The sequence below is a fragment of the Salinibacillus aidingensis genome (genome assembly GCF_039522525.1).
GTDB lineage: Bacteria > Bacillota > Bacilli > Bacillales > Alkalibacillaceae > Salinibacillus > Salinibacillus aidingensis.
Window position 1 is genome coordinate 14,915 of the sequence record NZ_BAAADO010000005.1, and the last position, 18,475, is coordinate 33,389.

The following is an 18,475-nucleotide window of genomic DNA, read 5'->3' on the forward strand; positions in this document are numbered from 1 at the left end:
TCTGTAGAATACAGACTCATGAATTACTTTAATCGATATCAGTCCAAAGGTGTGAATAAAAATTTAATACTGATTCAATGGATGGATGACCCAATTTATCTTTAACTATGGCGAGATTTGTACCATTTAGTATTAGAAGACTTGCATGAGTGTGACGTAAATCATGAAAGGATATTTCTTTCAAGCCAGCCATACCTATTAGTTTTTTAAATTGGGAATCTAATAGTCTAGGGTTAAGAACACCGCCAGTAGCACTTGTGAAAACAAGATTAAATTCGTTTATATAAATTTCACCTAGTTCAGCTCTTAGTTTTTTCTGTCGTTCTTTATGCACTGATAATTTTTGTATAATATGATCAGGTAACTGAACTATTCGTCGGTTTCGTGCAATTAAGGGAGTGTATTTCCTCCCTTTTTGTTGGGGAGAAATATATTTGTTAACTGCTAACGTCCCCTTTGTAAAATCAATATCCGACCATGATAAAGCAAGAACTTCGGCTTTTCGTAATCCTGTATTTAGCACAGTATCATACAATACATCTTTATCTTCTTTTTCGGCTAATTTTATAAATTGCTCAACTTCAGAATTGTTCCATGTATTCAGCTTGTAAGGTTGATATTGATCTGCCCCTTTAGAAGCTATTGAATTTCTTTCTATTGAATCGTATTTCTTTGGTGTGTCACCTTTTCCAATTATTCCTGATTCCTCAAATGCTCTAGCTTCTTCTAATGTATTAAAAGTCCACTGTTTCAGAATACGCGTACCATTTGCGCCTCTTCCTAAATCGTTTATAACCTTATAATTTGTGTGTTCTCCTATTCTTATCTTTCTAATTGTCATTTTGTATTTCCTCCTACTTACTTATTTTTTAAAGTTACTAAAAGCTAAATCTGAAACATTTTACTCGCTGTTTTTTCTCGTTTTAAGTAGTTTAAACAAATTTTATTATCTTTTTATTAAATTGTATGAAAGTAGAGTTCATTAAAAGAAATTAAGAATATGTGTTATATTTTAAATATGAAGCTAGAAACTTGGAGGTAACAAAATGAGCAAATTGACGTTACAGGAATTAGAAAAAACATTATGGGACGCTGCGGATATCCTTCGCGGGGAATTAAATGCAGCTGTATATAAAGATTACATATTTGGTTTAATGTTTTTAAAACGAATGAATGACCAGTTTTCAATGGAGTGTGAAAATAAAAAACAGGAATTCACAGAGCAAGGAATGGACAATGAAGAAGTTGAGATGTTATTAGAAGAGCCAACCATGTATGAAACCTTTTTTGTACCAGAAGCAGCTCGATGGGAAAAGCTAAAAAATTTAACTCTAAATATTGGACCTGAATTGGATAAGGCATTTAAGGCCATTGAAGATGAACCTAAAAACGCGGAATTAATAGGTGTTCTGACTACTGCTAATTATAATGATAAAGAACGAGTTCCAGATAAAAAGTTATCACAACTATTATTACTATTCGATAAACATAACTTAGCATATGAGAATCTTGAAAATCCTGATGTACTTGGTGATGCTTATCAATACCTCATTAAAGAATTTGCTGATGATGGTGGAACTAAAGGTGGAGAATTCTATACACCAAGAGAAGTTGTAAAAGTACTTGTAAATATATTAAAACCAGAAGAAGGAGATCGTATCTACGATCCCACTGTTGGAAGCGGCGGTATGCTTATTGAGTCCATGCAATACATAAAAGACCATGGAGGAAATTCAAAAAATGTTTCCTTATTTGGTCAGGAGATAAATCTTAGTACATGGGCGATATGTAAGATGAATATGCTATTCCATTTCGCTAAAGGCGCAGATATTCGTAAAGGAGACACCATACGAAATCCAATGCATACAGAAGGTGGGGCATTAAAAACATTTGATAAGATCTTAGCTAATCCGCCATTTTCTTTAAAAAATTGGGGGAGAGAGGAAGCCGAGGGAGATCCTTATAACCGATTTATCTATGGAATACCTCCAAAATCATATGGGGATTTAGCATTTGTTTCACACATGGTTACTAGTTTGAATCAAAAAGGCAAAATGGGAACAGTGGTACCTCATGGTATTTTATTCCGTGGAGGGGCAGAAGGTAAGATTCGTAAAGGATATATAAAAGATGATCTTATTGAAGCTGTAATTGGTTTACCATCAAATGTCTTTTATGGAACAGGTATTCCAGCTGCATTATTAATTCTTAATAAGAATAAATCGGTTGACCGAAAGAATAAAGTAATGTTTATTGATGCAAGTCAGGGTTATGAGAAAGCTGGAAATAAAAATAAACTTCGCGAAGAAGATATACAGAAAATAGTAAATATATTTAATGATTTCAAGGATAAAGAGAAATATGCAACATTAGTTGATATAGAAACTATTAAAGATAATGATTATAACCTAAGTGTGAGTCGATATGTAGATATTACAGAGGAAGAAGAACAAATTGATATTGATTTAGTTATTAAAGAAATTAGGCAAATCAAAGATAAATATAATACAACAGAAAATAAACTAAATAATTTCTTAATAGAAATAGGATACGAAAGAATATAAAGTAGGTGAGGAAATGGTCCAAGAATTTCAAAAAACTGGAATTGGAAAGATACCAAGTGACTGGCGTATTGAGACACTATCAAGTATAGCCGAAGTAAATCCTGAGTCGTTATCACCAAAAACTCCGGAGAATGAAATTATAGAATATATTGATATTGAAAGTATAAAAGAAGGAAAAATTAAAGGTACTAAAATATTAGCATTTAAAGAAGCACCTAGTAGGGCAAGAAGAATTGTGAGAAAAAATGATGTAATTGTTTCGACTGTTAGACCATACCTGAAAGCATTTACTTTAGTAGAAGATTCAAGAGAAAATTTAATTTGTTCAACCGGGTTTGCAGTTTTACGTCCAAAAAAAGGGATAAGTGCAAGGTTCATTTATCACTATACATTTAGTAATAAATTTTTAAGTCAATTACTTAGGAAAATGGTTGGTTCTAACTATCCTGCAGTTAATAATACAGATGTATCTAATGCATTAATACCAATTCCTTCATTTAGAGAACAGCAAAAGATTGCTGAAATTCTTACCACTGTTAATGAACAAATTGAACAAACAGACCAACTTATTACAAAAACAAAAGAATTACAAAAAGGTTTAATGCAAAAGTTATTGTTTAAAGGTATAGGGCATTCAGAATTTAAAGAGACAGTAGTTGGTAACATACCTAACGAATGGCGATTAGTAACTTTTAAGGATATTTCCACAATTAGTCAGGGACTACAGGTAGCTATAACTGACAGATATAAGGAACCCGGACATAATAGATATTTTTATATTACTATACAATATCTTAATGACAAAAATAACAAAGAAAATACTTACTTTATTGAAAATCCTCGAGAGAGCGTATTGTGTAATAAGGATGATATCCTAATGACTAGGACAGGAAATACTGGTGTAGTAATTTCAAACGTAGAAGGTGCTTTTCATAATAATTTTTTTAAAGTAGATTATGATAAAAAACTTATCAATAAAGATTTTCTCGTTTACTATTTAAAATCAAATATTATTCAAAATATTATAAAGAGATTAGCAGGAACTACCACAATTCCAGACCTAAAACATGGAGATTTTTATAATATCCCAGTCGTACTTCCTGAACTTGATGAGCAGAAGAACATTGCGAGTATTTTATCATCTACAGATAAGCAAATAAAACAATACAGTGTAAATAAACAAAAATTTATTGATCTAAAAAAAGGCTTAATGCAAAAACTTCTTTCAGGTAAAATTCGTGTAAAGGTATAAAGGGGAAATTCAAATGAGTTCGTATTTAGGAAACGAAGAAACGCTTGTTGAGCTACCCGCCATAGATTACCTTCAGGACAAGCTAGGTTATAAATTCGTTCATGGTGAAAAATTAACACCAGACTATAACGAGAGAGAATCGTTGAATGAGGTGATTCTCGTTCAACGATTGAAAAAAGCAATACAACGTCTAAACCCGTGGATAGATGATTCTAACTTAAATAAAGCTGTTAGATTTTTAACTAGGCCAGAGCATCTTGGAACGAATCTACTTGAAATCAATGAGCGGATATATGAGGCTCTTGTGCATTTTAATTTTACTGTTGATCAAGACATCGATGGAAAAGGTAAGAAAGATTACCATACGGTGAAGTTTATAGACTGGGAAAATGTTGAGAACAATGACTTCTTAGTAACAAGACAGTTTGTAATTCAAGGGCCTAACGAAAAAATCATTCCTGACATCGTTGTTTTTGTAAATGGAATACCTGTAGTTGTTTTAGAATGTAAGTCTCCCTTTTTAGAAAAAGGCAAGAATGAGAATATCGGTAAAAAAGCAGCTTATGAACAATTACGACGTTATATGGATTTGCGAGATTCCAATACTATCGAGGGCGCTCCCCGTCTTTTTTATACTAACTTTTTCACCGGTATTCTAAATAAGTACCGTGCTTATGTTGGGACAATTAGTTCGGGATACAGTCACTATGTTGAGTGGAAAGATCCATATCCATTTACGAAGGAGCAAATAGAAGATGTAGGCAACAATGGTCAAAATGTCTTTGTACAGGGGTTACTGGAGAAACATAATTTATTGGATATCCTTCAAAACTTCTTATTGTTCGAAGTGGATGTTAACACGTCTATGAAAATTAAAAAAATCTGTAGATATCAGCAATTCAGGGCTGTTAATAAAGCACTGGACCGTCTAGTTTACGGGAGAGATTCTGTTTCTAGAGGCGGGGTTATTTGGCATACGCAAGGTTCAGGTAAATCTCTAACGATGGTTTTTCTTGCGAGAAAAATTCGCCGGTTACAAGAATTATCGGATGCTACAATAGTTGTTGTTACAGATCGAATTGACTTAGATAAACAAATTTATCAAACCTTTCTTAGAACTTTATCAACTATCACAACTCCAGTTAGAGCTGATAAAGTTAGTGAAATGAAAGAGTTGTTATCTAATGCTCAACCGCAAATTATTATGACAACAATACATAAGTTTCAGAGTGAAACAGAGGAACAAGATACATTAGAAGATTCTTCTCAAACTTCGACTTTAACATTCGAAAAAGAGTTTCCTGTATTAACACTTAAATCGAATGTAATTGTAATGGCTGATGAGGCTCACCGCAGTCAATATAAAGGATTTGCTAGAAATATGCGTCATGCTTTGCCAAATGCAGCCTTTATAGGTTTTACTGGAACACCAGTTGAAAAGGAAGATAAGTCAACGCCAAGAACATTTGGTTCCTACATTGATAAATATGGAATACAAGAAGCAGTTGATGATGGTGCCACAGTTCGAATCGTCTATGAAGGCAGGAAGCCAGAACTTCAAGTTAAGGCAGATACGTTAGAACAGTTATTTGACGAGGCTTTTGAACATCGTACGGATGAGGAAAAGGAAGCTATCAAACAAAAATATGCTAATAAAAAGGCTATTGTTGAAGCCGATGAACGAGTCGACGAAATTGCTAAAGATATGCTTAAACATTATAAAGAGTATATTTATCCTAATGGTTTCAAAGCCCAAGTAGTTTGCGTTTCTAGAGAAGCAGCTGTGAAATACTATAATGCTCTCAAGAAACATATGAAGGAAATCATGGGTGAGGAACTTGATGCTAAAGTTATTTTTTCAGGAAACCTTAATGATCCTCCACACTTAAAAGAACACTTTACGACTAAAGCGGAGCAAGAAGAAATTATTAATAGATTTACAAAGCCCGTTTCAGAGAGTAAGTTATGTTTTATCATCGTGAAGGATATGCTTTTAACTGGTTTTGATGCCCCTGTTGAACAAGTCATGTATTTAGACAGACCGTTAAAAGAACATAATCTATTACAAGCTATTGCACGTGTAAATCGGACTTACGGAGAAAGAAAAAAATGCGGCTACGTAGTTGATTATTATGGTATATCCAATCATCTTGAAGAGGCACTAAAAGTGTTTGACAAAGATGATGTTGGAGAGCCAATGGAGTCATTAGATGGTGTTCATAAGCAGATGTTGTCATATAGAGAATCCGTAATGGGGATGTTTAGGGGAATTGATAAAGATAACTTAGATGAACTTGTAAAACAATTGGAAGCTGAAGACAAAAGAGCAGAGTTTGAATTAGCTTATAAACGATTTGCCGGGGCGATGGAGCAACTAATGCCCGGTCATGTAACTACAGAAAATACGAACGATTTACGCTGGCTATCTTATATACGTGCAGCAGCTAAGGCAAGATTTGAACCTGATAAGAAACTAGATATTGCAGATAGTGGAGAAAAAGTTCGCGAAATCATAAATGAACATTTAACATCTCTTGGTGTTAAGCAATGGATCCAACCGATTACTTTGTTTGATCAGGATTATCAATCTAAACTTGAAACATTGCAATCAGACGAAGCAATAGCATCAAACATGGAACACGCTGTTAAGCATGTAATAAGTGTAAAAATGGATGATAATCCAGTTTACTATACTTCTCTACTTGAAAAACTCCAACAGATTCTGGAGGATACACAGAACGATTGGTCAGAAAGAAAAAAGCAGCTAGAGAAATTTATAAATAACGATATGGAGACTGGTGAAACAGAAGAAGCGGAACGACTAGGGTTATCTAAAAGAGAATACGCCTTTTTTGAAGTGGTTAAGAAACATTTGGAACCAGAAGAAACGACATCTACATCTCAAGTCAAAGAAGCATCAGAGCAGTATATAAGTCAGGATATCATTGACTTATCAAAAGAGATTGCCCAGAATGTTGCAGACATAGTGGCGGAATCTTGGGTAGTAGATTGGACAACAAATCCGTCAAAAACGGCGGATATTGAGCGATCTATCTTTTTGATGTTAACAACAAAGTATTTTAAACAAATTAAAATAGAAGTCAGAAAACAACTTGTAGGTCCGCTTCTTCAATTAGCGAAAAAGCACTTTGCAACTAGAGAATAAGAGGTTGAGATAAATGATTCGTTCCATAGAATATGGTACTAAGACAATTGAGTTTTCTGTAGAGTTTAAAAAGCGCAAGACGATGGAGATCAGTGTAGAGCCACCTGATAATGTATGTGTTGTTGCTCCCTTTGATACTTCAGAAGAAATGATTACGGAAAAAGTGAAAAAGAAAGCATCTTGGATTGTTCAAAAGTTATATTTATTTAGAGATATCGAGTATCAAAAGATAAATAGGGAATTAGTGAATGGTGAATCGTTTATGTATTTAGGAAGAAATTATTCACTACAAATTATTATTGATGAGACGGTTAAGAAACCGTTGGTGAAATTATTCCAAGGGAAGTTTTATATTAAGTCTCCATCTAAAGAACAAAAATTAATGAAACAAGCGCTAGAAAACTGGTATCGCCAAAAGACGCTTGAAAAGGTTATGGAAAAAGTAAAATACTATCAACATTACTTTAATAGAAAACCTAACGATATCAAGGTTAAAGAGCAACAAAAAAGATGGGCAAGCTGTACAGCTAACAATGATCTCTTATTTAATTGGCGTTGCTCTATGGCACCATCGTATGTTTTAGATTATATTGTAGTACATGAAATGTGTCATATGTATCATATGAACCATTCACGAGAGTTTTGGGATATGTTGGCTTCGGTAATGCCTGACTATGAAAGTAGAAAAGAATGGTTGAAGAAGTATGGAGTAAGGATGGATTTATGAAAGGATTTCCTCAAAGGAAATCCTTTTTGGGATGTTACCGTTAATAATAAAATTAGTAGTAATCATGAACTAAATCCCCAGTATCCCATGTATGTTTACATTGCTTACATTTTAACCAATATGTTTGAGTGTGAGGAGGTCCACTACCTACATATGAATCAGCATTTAAATGAACTTCCGCATCACAATTAGGACAATTAGTGAAATATCTATCAATTAGGAATTGGTTCATGGATTCTTCAGAGTCAAATAAATTCAAGATTTCCTCATCTGTACTAATCAATGATTCAAGTACTTCTTTTAGATTATTTGAAAATATCAAATTTACTTCTTCGGCAAACACGCTTAAATTATCATGGATTTTAGAGGGGTTTGCTGGATCGCTAAAATCCTTCTTATTATCCGTAACAAAGTATATGTTGTCATAGTTTATCGTACCGCATTTTATATGATCGTATAAAGTGAAAAAAATAGACGCATCTGCTGATTCATTTTTCACTTTACTATTACTTTGCGAAAACTCATTATAAAAAAAGGGAGCCTCCTTATCTATAGACTTTTCGACTAATATTTTCTCTGCTACATTAGTACGGTTGACTACTTTGGTATAGTTAGAATCAGACATGAGTTCATTCAACTTTTCTGCCCTGTTTCCATAATTATATTTATATTTTCTATTTTCCATTCTTTTAATTTTTTCTAGAATTCCTTCCATTTCCCTTATTTCTTGCTCACTATCCAAATATTCTATTAGAGTTTTATATTCGTCTATGTTTATTTTATTTTTTTCTATAAAATCTTCCTGAGTTTTATTTACGTGTCGTTGCCATTCAATTAATACTTGGTCCGTAACTATTAGATGGCACCTATATGTTAAAACAGCTGTAAGGAATTTGTTGAAAGTCACGGTTTCGTATCGACCCGGTTCGAATAAATTTAGTAGAATATTGGTATCTAGACATAGTGCCGTGTTAGTGTTCATTTCATTCTCCCTTTCCTAATTTAATTCACATAATAAAAATTATTATTAAATGTATTACTAATTCATACTATATTATATTATATCATTATCAAAATTCCTTTATCACAACGTACTGATTTTTGTCTATAATTTTATCATTAGAATAAGTAAAAACAGTAAAGCTGTTTTTTGGATTAGAGATATGTTTAAACTTCGGTAAAGTGGGCAGTATTGTAATATAAGTTCTCGGCATTATAAGCATCGAGGAATCCCTAGATACTCTTAAAACCGAAAATAAACACATGAAATCCCTTGATATCAAGGGATTCAGTGTTCAATTAATTTTTAAATAGAACTAGATAACAGAAAACTTCGGTATTATGAGCAGAACTAAATGATTAAATTCGGTAAAGAAAGTAGTCAAAAAAATACTGCTGCTCATCAGAGCAACAGCTAGTTATGAGGAATCACTGTTAGAATCTATTAATGATTCTATTTCAACATAAGGTGTTAGACGATATTCAATAGATGGGTTAGCGTTTTGAGTGAAATCAACTTCAATTCTTTTAATGGCAAGCAGTAATAATGATCGTTTTTCTTCCGTTGAATAACTGAATATCTCTTGTTTAAACCTATCTATTATTTCTATTTGCTTGGTATCCTGTTGCAATAACTCCAGCTTTTCACTTATTTTGGCTAGGGATACTTTCTCTCTTTCAAGGTTATTTAATTGTAATTCAAAAGCTTCCTTAATATCTTTAAAATACTCATGTTCTTGTGTCAAAGTGTTTAGTTTATAACGGAGCATTTTAATGGATTCATTTGATTTACTTTGATTTTTTAAAATGGATTTTTTCCATTTATTTAATATCTTTTGTAGGGTATCCTTATAGTTTAGGATATCTCTTGACCACCTATGAGAATAATCTTTAAGAACTATCGAGTGTAAAACGTCAATGTTCACCTTTTTGGTACAAGAAGGACAGCGATAGTATAAATATTTCTTCTTTGACTTAGAAGGTGTCATATTTTTAGTTTTCAACTTAACACCACATTTAACGCAATAACAAAGATCTCTCAACATAAACGGACTATTCATACGATCTTTGTTATTCTTAAATGAACGGAAATACTGTGTAAGCTCCCAAAGGTTGGGTCCTATTAATGGCTCATGATGTTCTTTGATTAACGTAACTTCGTCTAACGGTTTTCTTTTGCTTTTTTCATAGCTAGTTCTTGCAAACCATGTAAGGTCGCCAACGTACCATAAGTTATTTAGTATATACCTAACAGACGAATCGGACCATGAGATTGCATTCTTAGTTGGTAATGGTGTGTTTGCTTTATTTAAAAGCTCTGCTATCTTTTTATCGCTATGCCCAAAACTATATAGATAGAATATGAACATGACAATTGGAGCATACTCATTGAGTTCAATATCATCATTAGTTAAAGAATAGCCATATGGGTTTCTAGATTCCGGACGTTTGCTAGACTTATTGATTACTGTTGCATGATAGTCAAAAGCTCTAAAAGATTTTTCTTCGACTTCTTCATTGGCTAGTGCTAGTTTTGCTTGAACAAATGGATTATTTTCGTCCCATACACCTTCTGTCTTTGTTGAATAAACTTTAAAATTAGGTTTTACGTCTTTAATAGGACCAAGAATATTTAATACGAAATCTTCTATTAACCGAGTTACGCGACTTTCCTCATAGAAAATTGTTGCTAGAACATTGGAATAACTTAATATATATTCTTTCATATTAAGCATTTCTGGGCGCTTTTGTGCAGGAATATGATAGGCAGATTTAGCTTGATCTACAAACAAAATTATTACTTGAAAACCTTCTTGTTTAGCACGAGCTACTACTTCATTAACTTGAATTTTTAAAGAGTTTCTATCAGTTTGATATATATCAGACCAACGTACATAAGCAGTAGTAATTTTCACACCGTCTTTATAAACATTAAAGGGAAGCTCACTTTGCTCAACATCGAATAGTTGATAATCAGTTAAAGTATAGGTGCCATTTATTTTATAGCAAAATTTATACAATGATATCACCATCCTTAAAGTACTTTGTTAATGCCATGTGGTAAATTAATGAATGATTAGATACTTCAACGTCTTTATAAAAAAGTTTGGCAAGAAAATATAAATCGTATTCTTGAAGTACATTTGAGAGATTGTTTTTGATTAAATCAATATGTTCTTTTATACCAACTCGTGCTTCATCTATTTTTAAAATCTCTACATAAATAATTTCAATTGCTTTTTTGATATTCCTTGATTGTATTACAAGTTGTTTGAAATCTTTTGAGCAATTTGGCGAATACTTTCTAGTGATCTGTTGATGAACTGAATCTAACTCATAGTTTAAGGAAGATAATTCCTGTTTATATTTCACTTCAATTTTTCTTAAATAGGAGAAAAGATCTCCTTTCATTGCATCGGTATCTATTGCATGAATAATAGGATTTAAATGTTCTGAAATAATTTGATTAAATTTGTCTACCTCAATTTTTATTTCTTTATGTTTTCTTTTGCATACAAAATACCCACTTTTTCCAAGTTCGGATGATCGAAAAATCATGGGTTTCTTGCACTCACAGCATGTTGGATGAATGACTGCGCTGTTCGAAGCTTTTATAATGGCATCTTTTGTAGCTTGTTCCATTTCTTTAACTACTTCTTGTATTCTCATAAACTCTTCGAATGAAATGAGCGGTTTTACATGATTTAACTTTTCATATCCATATGGCGTTGACATATAGCCGCAATAGAAAGGATTACAGAGATATTTTAATAAATTGTGGTAGCTTTTATTCCTGAACAACTTTTTGTATTTTAAAAGAATGTCAAAAAAATCATTAGTAGTTTTAGTATTCATTACATCTTTGAAAAAGGACGTAAGTTCTTTTATAAGAGTAGGATTGGGCATGTACCTAACATTCTTTTTCTTTCCTTCCCGGATATAACCAAATATTGACGAGGGAAACTGCTTTTGTGTGTCACTTTTTCTACTCGTAATATTCTGCCCCTCACTTTGAGCGAAAATTCCATATAAAGCTTCAATTGCTAACTTTTTGGAAAACGCAGGCTGTTTTGTTGAGGTGAATATTACATCTACGTTATGTTCATAGAATTCTTTTACGAGTGCTACATATTCATAAAAGTTGCGTGCTAAACGATCCCGACTATAAACAATAATTGTTTTCACCTGTTTTTGCTTAATCTTTTTTCTTAATTCTAGTAATCCATTTCGCTCATCTAACCCAACTTTGTTTGCAGATACATCATTATCATTTAACCAAATGACATTTTCTTCTGGAATCCCGTGATTATTAATATAAGCTTCAGCAAGACCAATTTGCTTTTGAATATCTTGTTGGGCCGTACTAACACGGCTGTAGACAGCAATAAAATCTTTGTATATCTTTTCGTAATCAAAATACATTAAGTTATTCTCGGGTTTACTCATTTCGTTTTTACTCCTTTTCGATAATATCTCTACTTTCCATCAACAACAATCCTTTGGTTTTGGGGTCTAAATCCAGTTGGTCTAAAAGCATTTTTTCTATTAACCTCTTAATAAAATGGTAGGATTCTGCTTGTTGATCTTCATTAAAAGATACTTTTAACACAGCTTTTCTCGACATCTAATACCTCCCGTCACATATTATTAATTCAATATGGACGAGAGGGATTTGATTTATACTTAGTAAATCTCTTAATCATCTATTTTTAGTTCTAACTGATATGCTAGATCCTTATTAGATTTTTGGTTATCAATCGGAACGATAATGATTTCTGGTTCACTTTGAGGAACGTTCAGATCTTGTAGAAGTTGTAATAGATTTTGCACGAACTCCCCTCCCTTCTTTCATATAAAATTTATAGAACCGTTCAATAATGTGTTTAGATACACCTACTGATTCACAATTATCCTGCAGCCGTTTTAACCACTCATGGCCAGAAAAGTTCCCCTTCATTCTACTTACTCCTTTTGCATATAACCTCGAATTACGTAAAAAGTCCGCAGTACATGAATATCTACTTTTTGGTAGATAAATCATGTAACCTGCGGACTTCGCTTATTATGGTTACTTATTATGATTAATTAACCGGTTAATCTGAAATCATTATATCTTGGGATTTTGATATTTGAAGAGTCAAAGGAAATTTTTTGGAGTGTTGAAAGTTAGTTAGAGGTTTAACAAAAGGAAGAGGTGTTGCTTATACCTCTTCCCTGTCTGACATACAAGTTGCACTAACAACTGCTAATTATTATTGGCGAAAAAGGGGAGTTTTATACACTAATTTAATAATTAATAATTTAGGAATAAAAATAGGATAGAACCAATAATTGTAAAAATTAATTAAAATGGCTTTAGGATTTTGATATAATTGTCATATATAGTTGAATTAAGGGGAAATGTGGAGATGCATTGGGTGAAAATATTATGAGAATTACTACTGATGCTGGCACTGACACTCGTGCTAAAAGAATAAAAGAGTTAAATGATTTTTTAGAGAAAGAAAATATATCGCTTGAAGAAACTTCAGAAGATATAATAGATAAGTTAATGACGGGGAAGATTAGAGATATTGGTGGCCTTACTGCAATTAGAGGATTTTTATATCAATATTATGTTGCAATCTATTATATGGTAAGTATGATTTATCCTAAAAAAGATGCATGGTGGAATATTGTAGTATGGGAATACTTTGATGATGTTACTCTATTAAGTGAAGATAAAGTTAGGTTTGTTCAAGTGAAGACTATTCGTGAAAATGTTGGTAAAAGGTTAACTCCTTCTGATTATTATAATAGAAAACATCCAAAGGATGATGAAACGAGTGATTTTTCTTCTTATTTTAATAGTTGGATAGATAAGCTGTTTTATAATTATGATTATTTTTTAGATAATCATTTAAAAGATGAGGATGATGAAAAGTACACCCTACCAGAATTCGAATTAGCAACTAATTCACCATTCTATGATGGATTAACATATTCCACTAATTACAATTTTAATCTTAATTCTAAATTTCCAGATGATGATAAATTTTTAAATCACCTTTCTAGTGTAAAAGTAAATGATAATGAAGAAGTTACTTTTAATCAAATAATGAAAAAGGATCTGGAGTATTATTTAAATCGATTATTTATTAATCACTTAGGGTCTTCTATAGAGCTTAAACAGACAATTCTTGACATGATTACTGAAACTATCGGTTTTTCAGATTTAGAAAATCGTTCAATCGCTTTTCATATATTTAATAAATTTTTTGACAAAGTATTTTCGGGTACATCGAGTGATGCACCTAATATAACACTTCAAGATTTGACCTTTAGTAAAGAGTTCGTTCAAGAATTATTTGACGAAGGAAAGATAGAAGGAAGAGAAATACTGGCAAGTAACGTAAATAATAGTAGTGTTTTTTCTATGTTCAAACGAGCGGTAAATTCATCGTTTATCGATATTAATACTATTTATAAAAATGAAAATATAAGGAAGGATTTATTAGACACTCTAAGTTGGTTTTATAACTCATGTCAAGAAGAATTTGATCGAGACCCTAAGTTTTTAGTGGTTTTTTTAAATAAACTGTTTGAAATGAATAATGAGTTACCAAGTGAAGATTATGTTAACAGTGAAAATGAATATTTTCTAAAGAATTCAATAATGTATATTGTTAACTGTCTTGCATTTTACTTTGATAAGAAAATTGAATTTAAAAAAGCAAAATTGTTGTTTCATTCTGGCGAGCATAGTAATGAACCAAAATTACTTTTCACTATCTTTAATGCACAGAATAGAAAAGACGTAATACGAGTTAAGAATGATATTGCTACTACAATACAATATTGCAATATAACTAATAGTGTAAGTGAGGAATTCTATTGTTTAGTCGTGGATGAAAAAATAACTGGCGGAAGTGAGAATGACGATGAAATTGCAGCGATACTTGGTATAACTACTATAAAAGAAGAGCAACCAAAACTGATTGACAGTGTCCATGATTTAAAATTCTTTAATAAAGTGAAGATGGATGAATTTATTTCAAAATTAAAAGTAATTGATGACAGTCAAGTGTCAACATTGAAAAACGAAAAAATTGTGGAAGGTTGGAGAAAAATGGTTGCACCTATGGAGAGTTTTAAATGAAGATTGAAGAAGTAATTAGCATACTAATAGAGCAGAATTATGAAAACGTTACAATAGAAGACACTGAAAATGCACTTTATGGAAGTAATTTGCAATTATTTATAAAAAGTGAAAAAGTAATTTTCTTAAAAGAGTTTAGAACTGAATCTTCTTTTTATAAGTGGGTAAATGATCAATCTATCATTGCCTCCTATTATGATTATTTTACAGGTAAACAGAAGAAGAATTTATATTTCTTTATAGTTCTTGATTTCAATTTTGAAGGTGAAGACTTATCACTGGAAATAAATAAAATTGAAAAGGATTCTTATGTTTGTAAAAAATATATTTTACAAAATACGGCTGATTTATCTAAAATTCCTTTTCTGATAAATCAAATTACTGGGGAAGTTAGTTTTGATTATATAAAAACTTTTAAAGAAACAATTACTAATATTGAAATACTTCATAGAGACGAACCGCTACTTGAGCATCTAAATAGATCGCAGTATGAAAAAACTATTAATAGTTTAGTTGATTTATATTTTAAACAAGATTTTGTTGATTATGAAGATGAAGTACTACATACAAAAATCTTAGAGGCATTGGAAATAGGTGATGGTTATGATAATAAGTAAGTTAATTTTAAGGAATTTTAGAGCCTTTAGTGGATACCATGAATTTGACTTTACCAATAAAAAGATAATACTTATTAATGGTCCAAATGGCCATGGGAAAAGTACTATTTTTGATGCTCTTAACTGGTGTTTAATGGGGAAGTTAAATCGTTATACGGGGTCAATTGAGCATAAAAGGTTTAGTTATATAGTTAATTATAATGCAAGAAAACAAGGTTCTTATATAACATTTGTACATATAGAATTTATAGATGAAAATGGTAGGTCTAGGTCTGTAAAAAGAGAAATAAAACATAATAGTTCAGAAAAGGTCTTCATAGATGGTCAACAAATACAACTTAGTGAAGCAACAAAATGCATTGCGAATATATTAATCAGTGATAAAAATATGGATGTTTCTGAAGATGAAGACATTGATTTAGCCTCTCTGGTATCATCTACGCAATTACTATCGCAAGAGGACCTAGATGAATTTGTGCGGGGAAACAAGCCGGGAGAAAGGTATAAGAAGTTAGAAAAAATATTAGGATTTAAGAAATATGGTGAAGATTTTAAAGCCTACTGTAACTGCTAAATTAAAGTAGACCATTTTTGCTTGATAAAAATGAACACTTTTCAATCAAAAATATCACCTTCCATAGTATGATAGATATGTGAAATCTATCAGATGGAGGGAAAAAAGGTGGAAAAGTGGAAAATGTACATGGAAATTTATCAATTGAAACAACAGGGATTCAAGATCAGAAGAATTGCAAAAAAATTAGGTCTCTCACGAACCACAGTTTATAAATATCTTGAAAAATCACCAGAAGAGATGAGTGAATGGATGGCTTCCACTCAAAGAAGGCGGAGGAAATTAGACCAATATGAAATGCTGATTCACACATGGCTCAGTGAACATCCTGATCTTTCTGGAGCACAGGTTTATGATTGGCTTAGTGAGCGATTTCCAAAACTGGAAGTCGGGGAGAGTACGGCTCGCAGTTTTGTTCAGGAATTGAGAGAAAAATATGCGATTCCGAAGGCTGCTTCTCCTCGTGTTTATGAAGCCATTCCCGATCGTCCGATGGGGCAACAGGCTCAGGTAGATTTCGGGGAGACGAAACAGAAAACGACAGAAGGAAGGTGGAAAAAGATGTATTTTATCAGTTTCGTTCTTTCCCGCTCGCGTTATAAGTACGCGGAATGGCTAGACAAGCCTTTCACTACTCAGGATGTCATAAGGACTCATGAGAATGCCTTTGAATACTTTGATGGCATCCCCTACGAATTGGTCTACGACCAGGATTCCTTGATTGTAGTGAGTGAGAATGGTGGAGATCTTATTTTAACGGAAGCCTTCCAAAAGTATCATAACGAAAGAGAATTTCAGCTTTTTGTATGCCGGAAGGCTGATCCGGAGAGTAAAGGAAAAGTGGAAAACACGGTGAAATTCATTAAGCAAAACTTCGCTAAAAATCGTGTATTCAGTCAAATTGATAAGTGGAATGAATTATGTTGGTCATGGTTGGACAGGACAGGCAACGGTAAAGTTCATAACACCATAAAAAAGAGACCGGTTGAAGTGTTCTCCGTCGAAAAGAAACACCTTAAGCCGATCACTAAGAAAATAGTTCTTTCAAATATCAATTCAAGTATAACAAGGATAGTCAGAAAGGACAATACAATTTTACACGAATCAAATCGCTACTCCGTACCATTGGGAACGTATCAGAAAGATAAGAATGTGTTTATTAACACAACAGAAGATGGAAGACTGCAAATACGTGAAGAAAAGGACGGACCCCTGCTGGCAGAGCATAAACTCTGTGAAAATAAAGGGGAGCTTATCCAAGATACACAACATCGGAGAGATCGTACTAAGGGAATTGCTTCCTACATTACAACCATTTCGCAAGAGTTTAGGAACACTGATAAAGCTCTTTTATATCTACAGGAAGTTCACCAGAGATACCCTCGGTATATTCGGGATCAACTGGAAATTATTTCACATGCGGCAAAGTCTGTTTCTTCGGACATTCGACAAGAAGCTTTAGACGAGTGTGTAAAGCGTAGTCTGTATAGTGCCACGGAATTCAGGGATGTCGTCTCCTTCCTGGAAAAACAGCTTACATCCATTAAAACGGAAGTAGAGATACCAAAAGAAATCAATGGGAAGGAAGCAGATTATGAAAGTATGACACCGGAAAAAAGAGATCTGGCACCTTATCTCGAAGTGTTGGAAGGGGCAGTAAAATGAAGAAATCCCTTGAACAATTACAACAACAGTTAAAAACATTACGCTTATCAGAAACAGCCAGTTATCTTCCAGTTTTGATACGACAAGCAGAATCGGAAGATTGGACCTATCAGTCTTTCTTACATGAATTGACTGGTTATGAATTAAAGAGGCGTGAAGAAAAGCAAGTGGAGAGACGGCTGAAGTGGGCAGCATTTCCCGCTCATACGACTCTAGATATGTATAACCTGGAGGAACAACAAACCCTAAGCAGAAAACAGATGAATCAGCTTAAAGAGCTGACTTGGATTGACCAATTATACAACTTGGTCCTTCTTGGACCAGCCGGGGTCGGGAAAACCCATTTGGCAACAGGGCTTGGTATAGAAGCGATTAACCAAGGTTACCGGGTCATGTTTATTACAATGGAGGAACTGATTCGTACCTTGAAGTCTGAAGACATTACAAAAAAGGCACAGACTAAAATGAAACGTATCAGAGATTCTAATCTGGTTATAATCGATGATCTCATGTTCATGGCAATGGAACAACGTGAGGCAAACCTCTTTTTCCATTTAATTAATGATTTACATGATAGTGACTCGGTTGTTTTAACTTCTAATAAAGGGCCATCCGAGTGGGGGCAACTATTAGGCGATCCTGGCATAACGGCAGCTATTTTAGATCGTATCCTCCATCGTGTGGAAGTGATTCAGTTTCGTAAGGAAGATAGTCATAGAATGAAGTATCGAACTTCTATTTTTCAGACAGAAAGTGTTCAGAGTTAATTAGC

The 18,475-nt window shown here is 32.9% G+C and carries 15 protein-coding genes; 9 read left to right on the forward strand and 6 right to left on the reverse strand.

Annotated features, from left to right (window positions below; translation table 11 throughout):
• Positions 1 to 28: 28 nt before the first annotated feature.
• Entirely contained in the window at positions 29 to 841 is an 813-nt protein-coding gene (locus tag ABD006_RS12415; RefSeq protein WP_343841566.1) for a site-specific integrase, read from the reverse strand.
• Between the two features lie 205 nt (positions 842 to 1,046).
• Between ABD006_RS12415 and ABD006_RS12420 the strand changes: the two genes are divergently transcribed.
• Genes ABD006_RS12420 through ABD006_RS12435 form a run of 4 tightly spaced genes read left to right on the forward strand, consistent with a single transcriptional unit; the run spans position 1,047 to position 7,709 of the window.
• Positions 1,047 to 2,564: a type I restriction-modification system subunit M gene (locus ABD006_RS12420; RefSeq protein WP_343841568.1), complete on the forward strand. Its 1,518-nt coding sequence runs from the start codon at positions 1,047 to 1,049 to the stop codon at positions 2,562 to 2,564.
• 13 nt (positions 2,565 to 2,577) lie between these two features.
• Positions 2,578 to 3,816, forward strand: coding sequence for a restriction endonuclease subunit S (locus tag ABD006_RS12425; protein ID WP_343841570.1), 1,239 nt, complete (start codon positions 2,578 to 2,580; stop codon positions 3,814 to 3,816).
• 13 nt (positions 3,817 to 3,829) lie between these two features.
• Positions 3,830 to 6,982: a type I restriction endonuclease subunit R gene (locus ABD006_RS12430; RefSeq protein ID WP_343841573.1), complete on the forward strand. Its 3,153-nt coding sequence runs from the start codon at positions 3,830 to 3,832 to the stop codon at positions 6,980 to 6,982.
• A gap of 13 nt (positions 6,983 to 6,995) precedes the next feature.
• Positions 6,996 to 7,709 (forward strand): M48 family metallopeptidase, encoded by a 714-nt coding sequence (locus ABD006_RS12435; RefSeq protein ID WP_343841575.1) that lies wholly within the window; start codon positions 6,996 to 6,998, stop codon positions 7,707 to 7,709.
• 52 nt (positions 7,710 to 7,761) lie between these two features.
• Here ABD006_RS12435 and ABD006_RS12440 read toward each other — a convergent pair whose 3' ends face one another.
• The 5 genes from ABD006_RS12440 to ABD006_RS12460 all read right to left on the reverse strand — a co-directional run bounded on the left by ABD006_RS12440 (position 7,762) and on the right by ABD006_RS12460 (position 12,539).
• Positions 7,762 to 8,691, reverse strand: a complete 930-nt coding sequence (locus ABD006_RS12440) for a PIN domain-containing protein (RefSeq protein ID WP_343841577.1) — start codon at positions 8,689 to 8,691, stop codon at positions 7,762 to 7,764.
• Between the two features lie 436 nt (positions 8,692 to 9,127).
• A complete protein-coding gene (locus ABD006_RS12445; RefSeq protein ID WP_343841580.1) occupies positions 9,128 to 10,729 on the reverse strand; it encodes a recombinase family protein in 1,602 nt (533 codons plus the stop codon).
• On the reverse strand, positions 10,722 to 12,155 hold the full coding sequence (locus tag ABD006_RS12450; protein ID WP_343841583.1) for a recombinase family protein: 1,434 nt from the start codon (positions 12,153 to 12,155) through the stop codon (positions 10,722 to 10,724). The genes ABD006_RS12445 and ABD006_RS12450 overlap by 8 nt, the downstream gene beginning before the upstream one ends.
• Positions 12,156 to 12,162: 7 nt before the next feature.
• Positions 12,163 to 12,333 carry a hypothetical protein gene (locus ABD006_RS12455; protein WP_343841586.1) on the reverse strand — a complete coding sequence of 57 codons (171 nt, stop codon included), beginning with the start codon at positions 12,331 to 12,333 and terminating at the stop codon, positions 12,163 to 12,165.
• Between the two features lie 71 nt (positions 12,334 to 12,404).
• Complete coding sequence (locus ABD006_RS12460; protein WP_343841588.1) at positions 12,405 to 12,539, reverse strand: hypothetical protein; 135 nt, start codon at positions 12,537 to 12,539, stop codon at positions 12,405 to 12,407.
• Between the two features lie 583 nt (positions 12,540 to 13,122).
• Here ABD006_RS12460 and ABD006_RS12465 point away from each other — a divergent pair.
• From ABD006_RS12465 to istB, 5 genes are all read left to right on the forward strand, one after another.
• Positions 13,123 to 14,847: a dsDNA nuclease domain-containing protein gene (locus ABD006_RS12465; RefSeq protein ID WP_343841590.1), complete on the forward strand. Its 1,725-nt coding sequence runs from the start codon at positions 13,123 to 13,125 to the stop codon at positions 14,845 to 14,847.
• The gene (locus tag ABD006_RS12470; protein WP_343841592.1) at positions 14,844 to 15,464 is read left to right on the forward strand and encodes an ABC-three component system middle component 1; all 621 of its coding nucleotides are present in this window, start codon (positions 14,844 to 14,846) and stop codon (positions 15,462 to 15,464) included. The genes ABD006_RS12465 and ABD006_RS12470 overlap by 4 nt, the downstream gene beginning before the upstream one ends.
• A complete protein-coding gene (locus ABD006_RS12475; RefSeq protein WP_343841595.1) occupies positions 15,451 to 16,038 on the forward strand; it encodes an AAA family ATPase in 588 nt (195 codons plus the stop codon). The genes ABD006_RS12470 and ABD006_RS12475 overlap by 14 nt, the downstream gene beginning before the upstream one ends.
• A gap of 108 nt (positions 16,039 to 16,146) precedes the next feature.
• Positions 16,147 to 17,703: an IS21 family transposase gene (gene istA, locus ABD006_RS12480; RefSeq protein ID WP_343841597.1), complete on the forward strand. Its 1,557-nt coding sequence runs from the start codon at positions 16,147 to 16,149 to the stop codon at positions 17,701 to 17,703.
• Complete coding sequence (gene istB / locus ABD006_RS12485; RefSeq protein ID WP_343841600.1) at positions 17,700 to 18,470, forward strand: IS21-like element helper ATPase IstB; 771 nt, start codon at positions 17,700 to 17,702, stop codon at positions 18,468 to 18,470. The genes istA and istB overlap by 4 nt, the downstream gene beginning before the upstream one ends.
• The last annotated feature ends 5 nt before the right edge of the window (positions 18,471 to 18,475 follow it).